Source organism: Paraburkholderia flava, from assembly GCF_004359985.1.
In the GTDB taxonomy this organism is placed as follows: domain Bacteria; phylum Pseudomonadota; class Gammaproteobacteria; order Burkholderiales; family Burkholderiaceae; genus Paraburkholderia; species Paraburkholderia flava.
This window is the reverse complement of sequence record NZ_SMRO01000001.1, coordinates 856,994-871,557: the sequence shown is the minus strand read 5'-3', so window position 1 is coordinate 871,557 and position 14,564 is coordinate 856,994. Positions and strand designations below refer to the sequence as shown.

Below are 14,564 nucleotides of genomic sequence, written 5' to 3'. Positions count from 1 at the left end.
GGCATTACGCTTTTGAGAACATATTGACTGTGTGCGTTTGAGTTGGGTCCGCGATTCGTGAGTGCTGCGTTTGAGCTAATACGCATACGCTTCGGAATTGACTTACTCTCCGACTTATCAGTGATTACTTTTCTCTTTTTTCTGCATTATTGTCCGTCGGGAGTTCGGTTCCGGCGGTGAGCGTACGGCGCATATAGCGCGTAAAAAAGCGGGATGATCCGCGCAACGATCATGCAGTGGTCGCAGCACGATTTGCTCGGCTCGTGCATGATCGCGATCTCGACGCAGCGTGGTCGATGAGTGTGCTGTCGTGGTGGTGACGAACGGTTGTGCATGCGAGTTGCATTGCGCCTATCACACTCTTGCTGACAGCGTATTTCTATCGGATATTTTTTGGAGCAACCACACGTCGATCTTTATCGCTTCTATTAAAGGTATGGCGTGTGCTGCCGTAAACGCGACCAAGAGGCCGTTTTGACCTCTGAGAATTTACTTTCAATTTGCCAACAAGCGGAATCCTTTGTCATGGGGAATATTGTTCGCGAGCCAGGTGTTCTCGGTAATAGAAGCAGTGTTGTGCCGAAACATGGGTCTCTTGAATTCCGCGAATCCGGGTGGGGTATCGATCGCCTGAATTCGTATCGTCGAACATGTCTGCACGGTAGATAGGATTTCATCAAGCTGCATCCCACGAGTGGGCTTGTTCGCGTGATGCATTCGGCGCAGTTCCGCCAGACGGGGCGCGTCAAGAATAAACCTGAGAGAGCAGCATGGCGTGGGGGCGGCCAGGTCTTCCTGCGCGCGCCATAAGCGCTCGCCCGGGGCACGACGAAAACAAGGCAAGAGAGAAGAGAAGGCGAAGACGGTATGCGAAAGCTAACGGCGGGAGTATGGGTGGCGCTGTCCCTATGCTGTGCGTGGACAGCGAACGCTCGGGCCGCGGCACCGGGGCCACAGGTGGTCGTGGACGGCAGCCGGCATGCAGGCGATAAAGTGAGGGCGGCCGGTCACGCCGTACCGTTGCTGCGCGCGCTCGAACAGATCGTGCCGCCGAGCTATAGCGTCAACGTGCCGAACGCGGGTACGTGGGCCGATATCCCCGTGAGCTGGCGCGGCAATCAATCGTTCGTCGATGCGCTCGGCGAAATCCTCTCGGGCAATCGCGCGTTGCAGGCGCGCGTGAACACGGATCTGCATCTCGTCACCGTGAGCGCGGTTGCACCGCTGTCGACGCGACCGGCTTCACCCGCATGGCAGCCGACGACACCGCCGGTTGCGCCGCAGATCACATCGCCGCGTCCCGATGCATCGAGTATCGCGCGCACGAGTGCCCCCGCAGTTGCACCGACTGCTGTGTCCACCGCGGCACCCGCGATGATGTCCACGGGCTACACCGTTGCATCGAAAGCGCAGATTGCCGATACATCGTCTACGTCGACGAAGCCGCAACCCTATGCGGTCCAGGCGCAAATGCAGACTCAAGCGCAGGCTCAAGCGCAGACGCAGGCGCAAACCCAGAATCAAACGCAAACGCAGGCGCAAACTCCTGCGCAGCAAACGCTTGCGCAATCCCGTCAAACGAGTCCACAACCGCAACCGATGCCGCTCACCGTCGACGTCTCGACGCCGTCATCGGGCCTCGCACCGACACCCATTCCCGCAACCGCTGCTGCACTCCCCGCATCGACCGACACCAATACCGACTCCGGCATCGCAGTCTGGGATCTGCGCCAGTCCGACGGCTCCGTGCGCAATGCGCTTGCGCGCTGGTCGAAGGAAGCGGGCTGGCAATTCATCTGGGCAGTGCCGACCGATTTCTCGATCGACGCGTCCGCGACGATCCACGGCACGTTCGAACAGGCGCTGCATTCGGTCGTCGATGCATTGAGCCATTCGGAAGTGCCGATCCAGGCACTCATGTACAAAGGCAACCACGTGTTGCGGATCACCGCAAAGGGAGCAAGCTGATGCGCGCACTCAAGCATGTCGCCGCATTCGGCGTTTCGCTCTGTCTGCTGACCGGTTGTACCGGCCTGCTGCAAGGCATTCATCACGACAGCCAGGCCGATCTTTCGCGCTCGCAGAATCTGCTCGACGCGAGTCATCACGGCGACAATCGCGAGCACGATACCGATGCGGTCATCGTCAGCGATCAGCTGTGGCTCTCGGGCAATACGCTGAAGATCGCCAAAACGACGACGTTGCCCGGCGTGTTCAACGAACCGGCGAGCTTCGACGGCACGGTCGATTCGCTGCGCGCGTTCGCCGATCGCATCACGCGTCTCACGCATATGCTGGTGAAAGTTGCGCCGGGTGCCGACGATGCAGCAGCGAATGCGACGCAAGGCGGTGGCCTCATGACCAGCGCGAGCCCGAGCGCCGCGCCGTACCCGGGCCTGCCGCCATTGCCGACCGGGCTGTTGCAGAGCCCGCTGCCGGGAGGCTCGCGCGGCGGGTCGTCATCGGGCGAAGGACGGGCGGTGCATATCGTGTATGCGCACGGCGACCTCCGCGGTCTGCTCGATGCGGCGGCCGCGCGCTTCGGTGTCTACTGGAAGTACCAGGACGGCGCGATCGTTCTCTACTACACCGATACGCGTGTGTATCAGGTGTCCGCGCTGCCCGGCGATTCGAAGCTGGAAACGCTTGTGAACAGCGGTGCGACCAATAGCGGCGGGACGAGCGGTGGCAGTGGCGGCGGCGGTGGTGGTGGCGGCGGGGCGGGCGGCGGCGGAGGGGGCTCCGGCTCGGGGCCGGCGGTCTCATCCGACAACACCGCGAACACGTCGATGAACGCCACGCTGTCGGTGTACACCAGTCTGCAGGCCGGCATCAAGGCGATGCTGTCGCCGGTCGGCTCAGTCGTACCTTCACCGGCGACCGGTTCGATCACCGTGACCGATACGCCGGACGTGCTCGAACGCGTCGGCTCGTTCATGGACCAGGAAAACCGCGTGTTGTCCCGGCAGATTCTGATCAACGTCACGGTGTTGTCGGTGACGCTGTCGGCCGACGACAGCTACGGCATCAACTGGACTGCTGTGTATCAGGCGCTCGGCACCCGATTCACGTTTGGCAACAGCGTGTTCTCGGGGTTGACCGGTACGCCGACCGGCCCGAACGGTACCGTCTCGGCGACCGTGCTGTCGCCGAACAGTCGCGCGAACGCGACCAGCGCGGTGATCAGCGCGCTGTCCGATCAGGGCACGGTACGGCGCAAGACGTCCGCCTCGGTGACGACGTTGAACGACCAGCCGGTACCGGTGCAGGTCGCGACGCAGACGGGTTATCTCGCGCAGATCTCGACGACGGCCACGCTCAACGTCGGCACGCAGACGTCGCTGACGGCGGGCACGGTCACGACCGGCTTCAACCTGACGTTGCTGCCGCACATCCTCGACGACGGTACGGTGATGATGCAGTTCTATACGAACATCTCGTCGTTGACCGATCTAAAGTCGTTCCCGCCGAATCCCACCGCGACCAACGGCGAACAGATCCAGTTGCCGACCGTCGACACGCGCAATTTCCTGCAGCGCATTTCGATGAAGTCGGGGCAGACGCTGATGATCGGCGGCTACGAAGGCGTCGTCGACAACGGCAATCAGAGCGGCATCGGTTCGCCCGCGAACTACGCATTGGGCGGCGGCTTCACCGCACAGCGTTCGAGGGAGGTGATCGTGATCCTGATCTCGCCCGTGACGATGAACGGCGCCTGATTCCGCACGGACCGACCCGCTCATGGCAACGCAAATCATCCAGATCGACCGCTACCGTTTCGTGTGCGGTCTGTTCTGGCAATCGTTGTCGCGCCGTCACGAACTGCGCGCCGAAGCGATCGAGCTCGCGACCCGCCTCAACTTCGATGCGATGGTCCTGCGCATCGATCGCAGTTTCGCGGGCGCCGGTTTCGCGAGCACGCGCGAGGGCGCGCAATTCGGATTGCCGTCGCTCGGCGCGCTGGTGTCGAAAACCATCGCGACCGAAGGCGCGTTCTACGACGGCCGTCAACAACCCGCGCCGAACTGGCTCGGCGCATTCAGTCTGCCCGACGGACGCTGGGCGTATTTCGCGGTGCGCGACGGCGCGTTCCTGCCGAACGGCGACTGGATCGGCACCAGCGACGAAGTGTTCGAACGCCTGCACGGCGACTACAGCCTCGGTGGCTGGAACGTCGTGATCGGCGACCCGAGCATCGAGTCGCAGGGCTTCCACAATTTCTATCCGCGCCGAATCGAGGACATGATTCCGCGGCGCGGCGGCCGGCTGCGTCTGCCGGGCTGGCTGAACCTCGTACCGGTTTCGCGCAAGTCGCAGCAACGCCGGCTCGCGATCATCGCGGGTGCCGTGGTGCTGGCCGGCGCCGCCGTGTACGGCGGGCTGTGGTACCGCTCGTACCGGCAGAACCTCGAACGCGAACGCGCTTTCGAAAGCGCGCGTCAGCAGATGCTGCTGCATCCGGTTCAGGCGCTCAGCAAACCGCCGGCTCCGCATCCGTGGGCGAGCGTCGCGAAACCGTCGACGCTCGTGCGCTACTGCCTCGATCACTTCGAGATGGTCGGCCCCGGAGGCTGGCAGCTCGACGAATACGTGTGCCGTCCGACCAATGCGTCGTACAGCTGGTCGCGCAACGACTCGAACATCGCGATCCTGCTTGCCGCCGAGCCGCACGCGGTCGCCGATCCATCGGGCGATCACGCGTCGCTCGTGGCGCCGTTCCAGCTGGCACCCAGCGGCGACGAATCGATCGACGGCGTGCACGGCGTGCGCATCCGTCTGCTGTCCGCGTTCCAGCTGCTCGGCATTCCGCTGCACTTCACGTTGCAGCGGCCGCCGGGGCAGTCCGCATCCGATGCGCCGCCGTGGCAGGTCTGGCATTTTTCGGCGGAGCTCGGCGAGCTGTCGCCGCGCAACCTGATGAATTATCTGGACGAGCCCGGTGTGCGTCTGGACAAGATGTCGTATAAGCCGGGGCAGTGGTCCATTGAAGGAGAGGTATATGAAAAGTGACCGTTTGCTATGCATGCTGGCGTTCGTCTGTTGCGTCGCGTGGCCTGTGCTGGCCAGCGCGCAGGCAGCGTCCACGCCGCTCACGGTGAGACCGGACAGCACCCCGGCATCCGGCGCTGCGCCCGTGAAAGCGCCGGCGAATGCATCGGCCGATACGACGCCGTCGCCGGCCGCGCTCGCCGCGTCGCGCGAACTGATGGGACTGCAGGAAGACACGGTCATTCTGAAAGCGCAGTTGAAGAAGCTCGAAGCGCAGGCCGAAGTGGCCGCGCGCCAGGACGCGCTTGGCAAGATGGGACGCGCGGTCACCAACGACGAAATCGCCGTCGTCGCCACGCAGAGTCTCGGCAGTGCGATGTCCGCGACGCTCAACGTGAACGACAGCAGCGAAGTCGATGTGCATGCCGGCGACACATTGCCGAACGGCATGCGTGTCGTGTCGATCCGCCCGGGCGCGGTGGTGATCGACAGCCACGGGATGCGCACGACGCTCACCGTGTCCGCGACGCGCGTGCGCGATGCACGCATGGTCGCGACCGGCGGACCGACCGGCATGTCGATGGGCACGCCGCCGATCCCGACGATTCCGATGCCAGGGAGGTAAGCAACCATGGCTTCCCCGCTTCATTCCGGCGGCCTGCTCAGGAAGAGCCTCGCGTCGCTGAAGACTCAGGCGTTGCCGTCCTCGTCGGCTGCGGTATCGACGAGCCTACCCGTCGTGACGCCGCTGCTGTCGCCAGCCGTCGCGCTCGCGCAGAAGTCCGACGGCGGCAAGACTGACCCTGCCACTAGCACCGCCGCCGCTACCGCAGCCGTGCAGCCCGCACCGCCCGCTGCGGAAGTGCCGGTTCTGTCGTCGAGCGAGCCGCCCGTCGTGCCGGCGATCCTGCCGGTCATCGTCCCCGCGCGCGCGGAAACGCCGCGCGCGACCGCGCGGCCGCTGTCCGATGCAGGCGAATACGCGGCGAGCGCCGAGGAGCGCAAGTTCCTGTGTCTGCTCGACGACGGCACGCTGCTCGTCGCCGAAGGGCACGACATGAACCCGTTCGTGCTGTCGTACTGCGCGCGGCTCGAGCGGCTCAACTATCGCTACTCGACGCGGCTCGTCGGTCTCGATGCGGTACGCCGCTCGTATCAGGGGCAGCGTCGCGACGGCACTGGCGAACGCGTCGATCACACGCAGATGCAGGTGGTCGCGAAGAACCTGATCGCGCGTGCGACAGCGGAGCGCGCATCGGACATCCACATCCGCGTGAACCGCTTCAGCACCGACATTCTGTTCAGGATTCACAACGAACTGGTGCGCATCAGCGAGCAGACGCGCGAATACGGCGAACGCTTGCTCGCGACGCTGTATTCGGCGATGGCGAGCGTGTCGGACAACACGTACAAGCCTACCGAGCGTCAGGACGCGAGCATCGGCGATCGCGACAAGCTGCCGGAGCGGCTGTTCGGCGTGCGGATCGCGACGGCACCGACGAGCGTCGGCAGCGTGATGGTGATGCGTCTGCTGTACAACGACGCGGGCGAAGCGGCCGCGCTCGAAGACCTCGGCTTCACCGCGCGGCAGTCGGAGATGATCGAGCTGCTCAAGCAGCAGCCGCACGGGATGAACATCATCAGCGGGCCGACCGGTTCCGGTAAATCGACGACGCTGCAACGCGTGCTCGCAGGCCAGATCCGCGACATGGCTGGCTCGATTCACGTGATCACCGTCGAAGATCCGGTCGAGTATCCGATCACCGGCGCCGTGCAGACGCCGGTCGTCAATGCGAACAGCGAAGAGGCGCGCTCGCTTGCATTCGCGGCTGCAATCGCGAACGCGATGCGGCTCGACCCGGACACGATCATGATCGGCGAAATGCGCGATCGCGCGTCGGCGCAGAGCGCGCTGCGCGCATCGATGACAGGCCACCAGGTGTGGACGACGGTGCACGCGAACAGCGCGATCGCAATCGCCGACCGTCTGACCGATCTCGGCCTGCCGCTGTCGATGGTCACCGACGAAACGCTGATCACCGGCCTCATCAGTCAACGTCTCGTGAAGCTGCTGTGCCGCCATTGCGCGCTGCCGTTCTCCGACGTGATGCATACGCTCGACCCCGCATTGGTCGGTCGCGTGATGCGCGCGGTCGGCACGCGCTTCAGCCAGGTGCGCTGCGCGGGCGCGGGCTGCAAGCATTGTTCGAGCGGCACGATCGGCCGCACGGTGGTCGCCGAAGTGATCCGCACCGATCAGGTGTTCAGCGAACTGATGCGCGAAGGGCGCAAGAGCGCTGCGCACGAATACTGGCTGCGCGAGATGGGCGGCCAGACGGTCGCGCAGCACGCGGTCGATAAGGTCGCGGCAGGGCTCGTCGATCCGCGGATGGCCGAGCGCATCGTCGGACCGTTGCCGCCGGCGCCGGACGCCGAGCGGAGTCTGTTCGTCGCGGGCGGGGAAGGTCATGGCCATTGACGTTCATCGCACCTGGGCGCGCCTGCAGTTCACGACGCAGGCGCGGCTGCGGCTGTATCGCAAGATCGCGAAGATGATCAGCAACGGCTTGCCGCTGCTGAAGGTGCTCGAAGAACTCGAACTGCGCGCGTCGCACGAAGGCCGCAAGCCGAACGAACCGGAAGCGTTGACGCTGTCCGACTGGCGCCGCGTCGTGCAGAACGGCGGCATGTTGTCCGAAGCGATGCAATGGTGGGTGCCGCACACCGAGCAGATGATCGTGATGGCCGGCGAGCAGTCGGGCCGTCTCGAAGTCGCGCTGGGCATGGTGAGCAATGTCGTGACGTCGCAGCGGCGCATTCGTTTTGCGATCGTCGGCGGGCTCACGTACCCGGTTGTGATCTTCGCGATGACGATCGGCTATCTGTATCTGTTCGGCAAGCTGGTGATTCCGCGCTTCGAGACGATCGTCAGCGCGGACCGTTGGCACGGCGTCGCACATTCGCTGTACACGATGTCGCGCTTCGTGCAGGGCGGGATGATCTGGTGCGTGATCGCGCTGGTGCTGGCGGTCATCGGGCTGTTCTACTCGATGCCGCGCTGGTCCGGCAACACGCGCGTGATATTCGATCGCTTTCCGCCGTTCTCGGTGTATCGGCTGATCGTGGGCTGCGGTTTTCTGGTTGCATTTTCGTCGCTGCAATCGGCGGGCTTTACCGTCGAGAAATCGCTGACGCGTCTCGCGGACAACGCGAAGCCGTGGCTGCGCCAGCGCATCGACGACATGCTGTTCGGCGTGAAGTCCGGGCTGAACGTCGGCGAGGCGATGAAGAACACGGGCTACGGATTCCCGTCGACGGAAATCGTCGACGACCTGTGCATTTATGCGGAATACAAGGGGTTCGCGGACGCGCTGCAGTCGCTCGCGGACGAATGGATGCAGGAAGGCGTGACCGTGATCGAAGCGCAGATGCGCATTGTGAACGGCGTGGCGATCGTCACGCTCGCGCTGGTTCTGTCGTGGCTGATTACCGGTTTTTTCGGAATTCAGCAGGAAATTGCCGCTTTGTCCCGTTCGATGCATTGAACGCGGTATTCAATCGTCATGCGGGTCGGGCTGCATGAAGCCGGGCGGGCGGGGCACCTGCCGGCAGCGGATGTCTGTGTTTATCAAGGAGATCGACATGCAACAGATGGTGAAACTGGCTTCCGGGCACGGCACACGGCCTGGAGTCCGCGCGCTTCGCAAGGCACGCGGGGCGCAGCGCGGCGCGTCGCTGCTGGAAGCAATCGCGTACCTCGGGATCGCGGCGATCGTCGTGATCGGTGCGGTCGCGTTGTTGAACGGTGCGTTCAGCAGTGCGGGCACGAACGAACTGGCCGAGCAGGTGAATGCGATTCAGGCGGGGGTGAAGAAGCTGTATATGGGGCAGACGACGGGCTACACGGATATCTCGAACTCAGTGCTACATGCTGCGGGCGTATTCCCGAGCACTGTGCCGGTCGATGCCGCCAACAATGCGACGGATAACTGGGGCGGTGCTGTGCTTATTGCTTCGCCGAGTGCAGGGACGTTCACGATCAGCTATGCCAACGTTCCGGCGGCTGTGTGCATTAATGCAGTGACGGCTGGTGGTAGCTGGACGGGGATCTCGGTCAACGGAACGGTAGTGGCGTTGCCGCCCACTCCTGCCACTGCGCAGGCGGCTTGCAACGTTGCTAACAACTTGATCCTCTGGACCTCCGTCTAACCACACACAAGGACATCCCTGACCCTCCACCATGTACGCAATCTGGGTGATCGTAACGTTAGGCATGCTGACCGGCGCGTACGCGCTGTTCGACAACCAGACGCTGTCGTCTACCCCGAACCCCGTCAACATGAACCTCGCGTTGAGCATGAGTGCTTATCGCGAGGCGGTGGTTGCGTACGCGCAGAAAAACCCTGCGTTTCAGGGGCAGGTGCCGGTCGGCGGTCTCGCGCTACCGACCGGCACGCAGACCGCTTCGCTGCGCAACTACGTGGAGCCGAATGCGGGCGGCGTGGCCGGCAGTGTGGTGGTGATCTACGGCACGGCGGCGAGTTCGGGCACGGCTGCGCTGGATGTCGAGCAGATGGCGCAAGGGTCGGCGCTCGCGGGTATCGCGCAGGCGGGCAGCATTCAGTCGCCGGGCAATCCGGCGGTGCCGCTGCCCGATGCAATTGCAGCGACCGTGCCGAACGGCGCGGTGGTGTGGATGGCACAGGCTTACCTATGACGGGCACGTTCAATCAAGCCCGACGCATGCACGCGCATGGCATCAAGCGTGACTTCGGACGCGGCGTCGGGCGCGGCGCTGCACGCAGTCACGCGCACGGCTTCACGATGATCGAAGTGCTCGTCGCGCTCGCGGTCACTGCGGTGATGCTCGCGGGCGTGGCGACGATGATCAACTCATCGCTCGAAGACACCCGCGGGCAGCAGGCCGCGCTGTATCAACAGCAGGTCGGTGCGGCGGCGAAACAACTGATAGAAACGAATGTGTCGGCGCTGACGCTGGCGGCGCCGACGATCGTGCCGTTCAGCGGCGGCGGCTATCAACTGGCGAGTTTCCTGCCCGCCGGCATGCGGTCGACCAACGCGTACGGACAGACGCCGTGTCTGCTCGTCACGAAACAGTCGGACGGCACGCTGAGCGGATTGCTCGTCACCGAAGGCGGCACGACAATCAAGGATTCCGAACTCGGCTACATCGCAGCTAACTCAGGTCAAGGCGGCGGTTCGATTCCCGCGACCAACAACACGAACGGCTCGGCGATCGGTGCGTACGGCGCGTGGACCGCGCCGAAGCCAACGGGTGCTTGCACGAAGCTGACCGGCGTCGGACACCTCGCGAGCCAGGTTTATTCCGGCACTACAGCCACACAGAATTCAGACTATCTATACCGCGTATCGGTGCCGGGCAATCCGAAGGCAAATACGATGCAGGTGCCTATTGTGCTTGGGCCGACACCGCAAGCCGATTATCAAACCTGCAATGCGCTTGGTGCGATTGGGACCGACGCGCTTGGTAACGTAGTGAACTGCACGGCAACGGTGAACGGCACTCTTTGGGTACCGCAGCCCGCATTTCGCTGGCGCGGCGCGCTGGCGAACGAGGACGCCATATTCTCGGCAAGCAATAAGCCCGCCGTGGCCAACGACATGATGATGTCGCAGGCGACGAATCGCGCGTATGTGTATGACGGTACGACCTGGCAAGCGCTCGCCGTAGACAAGAACGGCGACCTCCAGCTCGGCAACACGCATACGATTGGTGACCCCTGCCCGACGCCGGACTCCACCAGTGCGACGACGCTTGTCAGCACCGACACGCACGGCATCGTCGTGTCGTGCCAGAAGACGGCGAATAACACCTACAAGTGGCAGGATCAATCGCAGATCACACCAGGCCAGCCGGTGAACGGCTGCGTGATGATCATGCAATCGCCGGGCGCCGGTGACTACCCCGACTGTGACGGTGCACCGGGGAGCAATTACCAGGCGGCACCGTTCGTGTTCAACAAGACGAACGGCACCTATTCGTATCCGAAGACCATCTCGGTCACGCTCGACAAACCGGGCGCGGTGGTCGTGGTGTCGTGGGCGCACATGAACGACGGCCTCTGTCCGACTCCCGCGGGATCGCGGGCGCAGATGTCGCAGAGCGTCGACGTGTACCCGCAGAACTCGAACAATTCGCTCGCGCACACCGAGAGCCAGACACCGACGCTGACAGACGATTCGGGCGGCATCAACAACAGTCTCACGCAGGCATTGCCGGTCGGCACCTACTCGGTCGTCGTGACGACCAACTGGGCAACCTACAACAACCTGTCGACACCGTGGACCAGCAGCTACTGCGGCGAGAACAGCACGTTCATCGCCAACACCCCAGTCGCAGCCGGCTGGACCGTCAACACCTACTACTGAGCAAGCGCAAACGCCCCTCGATGAACGCCCCCTCCGTCACCGCTGCGCTGCTCTCACCGCCGCCGCTGCCGCGCTCAACGCGGCACGATGGCCTGCAGCAGGTCGTGCAGTTCCATCCGGTTGTAGGTGGTGCGCATCACGTCGCGCGGCGTGCAGAGATTCTTCGCGACGAGGCTCGCCAGATGCTCGTTGAGCAGTCGCGACATGTTGTCGTGCTTGCGCTTGAGGAAGTCGCCGATCAGCGGCAGCTTCGACGGATCGACCAGCATCGCGCTGATCTGCTGGTTGTTGTTGAACAGCAGTTCGCTCGCGAGCACGAAATTCTCGCCGTCCTGGGTCGGCACGAGGCACTGGCACACGACACCAATCAGCGAATTCGCGAGCGATGCCGCATAACGTTCGCGATGCTCGGGCGGGAAGAACGACAGCAGCCGCGTCAGCGTGCCGACCGCGCTGCCGGTGTGCATCGTCGCGAGCACGAGGTGGCCCGATTCGGCGGCCTGCAACGCGGTTTCGGCAGTGTCCGGGTCGCGGATTTCGCCGACCATGATGACGTCCGGCTTCTGCCGCAATGCTTCGCGCAAACCGGCGGGAAAACTCGGCGTATCGGTCGGCACTTCTCGTTGCGACACGATCGACGTGTGGCTCTCCAGCTCGTATTCGATCGGCTCTTCGATCGTCACGATGTGGCCGTTGCGCGTGCGGTTGATGTAATCGAGCATCGACGCGATCGTCGTGGTCTTGCCCGAACCCGTCGGACCGGTGACCAGCACGAGACCCTTCGGACTCTCGATCATCGTGCGCACGTAAGCAGGCAGACCGAGCTTGTCGAGTGCAAGCGGCTGCAGCGGCAGACGACGAATCGATATCACCAGCTTGCGGCCGCCGTAGGTGCGGTAGATGTTGCAGCGCAGACGGCAACGCGTCAGCACGAACGGACGGTCGATCGCACCGTCCTGCATCACCTCTTCCCAATCCGGTTCGATCGATTCGAGCGTGGGCACCATTTCCTCGAGCAGCACCGGTTCCTCGCCGACCGCGAGCCAGCCTCGCGGTGCCTTGATCATGATCGGCCGGTCCTGTTCGATGTGGATGTCGGTAAAGACCTGGCGCAGATCGATGAGGTCGAGGATCTCGCGCGTCAGGTCGCGCCGTTCGAATCGAGGGGTATTCATGTCGAAGCCTGTCGTATGGGCAGATGGGAAATTCTCACACGAAATCGCTCGCGACGTATCGAATGCGGCTCCCTGTTTTAGCAATTAACCCGGTCAGGCACGCAATGGCAATCATGAAGTGGAGCAGAACCCTGAATACCGTCGTCGTCAGCACGGCGTGTGCACTGGTACTCGCACTCGCGGTCGCACCGCACGCGGACGCGGCACCGTTACGGCTGCGCTCGGCGCCGATCGACTATGCCGCCGACGGCAAGGACATCAAGGACGTGCTGCGCGATTTCGGCGCGAGCCAGGGTCTTGCGACGAATATTTCGCCGGGCGTCACCGGCACCGTGAGCGGCAAGTTCCATCTCGCGCCGCGCCAGTTTCTCGACACGCTTGCCGCGTCGTTCGGCTTCGCGTGGTACTACGACGGCGAAGTGCTGAACGTGGTCGCGTCGTCGGATCTGCAGAGCACGCTGATCAAGCTCGACAGCGCGAGTACCGAGTCGCTGCGCGACACGCTCGCGAAAATGCAGATCGCCGACGACCGTTTCCCGATCACCTACGATTCGACGCAGGGCACCGCAATCGTTAGCGGACCGCCGCGCTACGTGCAGCTCGTCCAGCAGATCGCCGAGCGCATCGATACGAACGCACAGCGCCGCACCGGCACGATGGTCCGCGTATTCCCGCTGAATCACGGCTGGGCGCAGGATCGTACCGTGGTGCTCGAAGGCGACAAGGTGACGCTGCCGGGCGTCGTGTCGGTGCTGAACAATCTCTACCATCCCGATGCCGGCAAGGAAAAGGACAAGGAGAAAGGCGGCGGGGGCCGGGGCGATGGCCGCAGCTCGGGCGTCACGCGCAATGCGCCGATGACCGACGTGAACGGACAGACCTACAACGGCCCGTACGTGCCGCCGCCGCTGCCGCAAGGCGGAGCGGCAAACAAGGGGATGTTCGCCGGACTCAGCGGCGAGCCGTCGCCGCAACTGCAGTCGGCGATCGGCCAGACACCGCCGCCGCCGGCGTCGAGCGTGCCCGCGCAGGGCGGTGACGGCACGCTGCCGGTGATCGTCGCCGACCAGCGCACGAATTCGGTCGTGATCCGCGATACCGCCGATCGCATGTCGCAGTACGACACGCTGATCCAGCGGCTCGACGTGAAGCCGCAATTGATCGAGATCGAAGCGCACATCATCGAGATCAAGGACGATGCGCTGCGCCAGCTCGGCATCGACTGGACCGCGCACAACAGTCACATCGATATCCAGACCGGCACCGGCACGAGCACGCAGAACGGCTATAACGGCAACCTCACGCAGTCGTTCGGCAACACGACGTTGCCGGGCAACGTCGCGGCTGCGGCGTCGCCGGTCGGGCTGTCGATGGCGGCGGTGCTCGGCGACGCGGGCCGTTATCTGATGGCGCGCGTGTCGGCGTTGCAGCAGTCCGACAACGCGAGGATCGATGCGAGTCCGAAGGTGATCACCGTCAACAACATCGAGGCGATCATGGACAACAAGACGCAGTTCTTCGTGCCGGTGCAGGGCTATACGTCGGGCGATCTGTACAGCATCTCGACCGGCATCTCGCTGCGCGTGTTGCCGATGGTGCTGGAGGAAGATGGCCAGACGCGCATCAAGCTCGACGTCGCGATCGAGGACGGCGAAGTGTCGACGACGCAGACCGTCGGCAACCTGCCGGTGATCCAGACGAGCAACATCAACACGCAGGCGTTCATCAACGAAGGACAGGCGTTGCTGATTGCCGGCTATCGTGCCGACACGGACGAGAGCGGCGTGACCGGCGTGCCGTATCTGTCGAAAATCCCGCTGCTCGGCGCCTTGTTCCGCACCGACAACCGGACGAAGAATCACATGGAGCGGCTGTTCCTGCTGTCGCCGCGCGTCATTACCCCGTAGTCGTCCGAACCCGAAATTAAAATCGGGAAGGATAAAAGGACCAACAGCGTGGATGAAGAAGCCCGAAAGTCTGCTGCGGAAA

11 protein-coding genes are annotated in these 14,564 nt (G+C 63.7%); 10 read left to right on the top strand and 1 reads right to left on the bottom strand.

Annotation, left to right across the window (positions count from 1 at the left end; all coding sequences use genetic code 11):
- The first annotated feature begins 963 nt into the window (after positions 1-963).
- The 9 genes from E1748_RS03825 to pilV are packed head-to-tail and all read left to right on the top strand — an operon-like array spanning position 964 to position 11,400.
- A complete protein-coding gene (locus E1748_RS03825; protein ID WP_133645810.1) occupies positions 964-1,968 on the top strand; it encodes a toxin co-regulated pilus biosynthesis Q family protein in 1,005 nt (334 codons plus the stop codon).
- Entirely contained in the window at positions 1,968-3,719 is a 1,752-nt protein-coding gene (pilN, locus tag E1748_RS03820; protein ID WP_133645809.1) for a PilN family type IVB pilus formation outer membrane protein, read from the top strand. The genes E1748_RS03825 and pilN overlap by 1 nt, the downstream gene beginning before the upstream one ends.
- Before the next feature lie 22 nt (positions 3,720-3,741).
- Positions 3,742-5,010 carry a type 4b pilus protein PilO2 gene (gene pilO2 / locus E1748_RS03815; RefSeq protein WP_133645808.1) on the top strand — a complete coding sequence of 423 codons (1,269 nt, stop codon included), beginning with the start codon at positions 3,742-3,744 and terminating at the stop codon, positions 5,008-5,010.
- Entirely contained in the window at positions 5,000-5,614 is a 615-nt protein-coding gene (gene pilP / locus E1748_RS03810; protein WP_133645807.1) for a type IV pilus biogenesis protein PilP, read from the top strand. Before pilO2 ends, pilP begins: the two co-directional genes overlap by 11 nt.
- A 6-nt stretch (positions 5,615-5,620) precedes the next feature.
- Positions 5,621-7,468 (top strand): GspE/PulE family protein, encoded by a 1,848-nt coding sequence (locus E1748_RS03805; RefSeq protein ID WP_240766300.1) that lies wholly within the window; start codon positions 5,621-5,623, stop codon positions 7,466-7,468.
- The gene (locus tag E1748_RS03800; RefSeq protein ID WP_133645806.1) at positions 7,458-8,534 is read left to right on the top strand and encodes a type II secretion system F family protein; all 1,077 of its coding nucleotides are present in this window, start codon (positions 7,458-7,460) and stop codon (positions 8,532-8,534) included. Before E1748_RS03805 ends, E1748_RS03800 begins: the two co-directional genes overlap by 11 nt.
- Positions 8,535-8,568: 34 nt before the next feature.
- A complete protein-coding gene (locus E1748_RS03795; protein WP_240766298.1) occupies positions 8,569-9,198 on the top strand; it encodes a type 4 pilus major pilin in 630 nt (209 codons plus the stop codon).
- 31 nt (positions 9,199-9,229) lie between these two features.
- Positions 9,230-9,706 carry a type IV pilus biogenesis protein PilM gene (pilM, locus tag E1748_RS03790; protein ID WP_133645805.1) on the top strand — a complete coding sequence of 159 codons (477 nt, stop codon included), beginning with the start codon at positions 9,230-9,232 and terminating at the stop codon, positions 9,704-9,706.
- Positions 9,703-11,400, top strand: a complete 1,698-nt coding sequence (gene pilV / locus E1748_RS03785; protein ID WP_240766296.1) for a shufflon system plasmid conjugative transfer pilus tip adhesin PilV — start codon at positions 9,703-9,705, stop codon at positions 11,398-11,400. The genes pilM and pilV overlap by 4 nt, the downstream gene beginning before the upstream one ends.
- A gap of 74 nt (positions 11,401-11,474) precedes the next feature.
- Here pilV and E1748_RS03780 read toward each other — a convergent pair whose 3' ends face one another.
- On the bottom strand, positions 11,475-12,575 hold the full coding sequence (locus E1748_RS03780; protein WP_133645804.1) for a type IV pilus twitching motility protein PilT: 1,101 nt from the start codon (positions 12,573-12,575) through the stop codon (positions 11,475-11,477).
- Positions 12,576-12,688: 113 nt separating this feature from the next.
- On the opposite strand from E1748_RS03780, the gene sctC reads away from it, so the two are divergent.
- Complete coding sequence (gene sctC, locus E1748_RS03775; RefSeq protein ID WP_133645803.1) at positions 12,689-14,482, top strand: type III secretion system outer membrane ring subunit SctC; 1,794 nt, start codon at positions 12,689-12,691, stop codon at positions 14,480-14,482.
- Positions 14,483-14,564 lie beyond the last annotated feature (82 nt).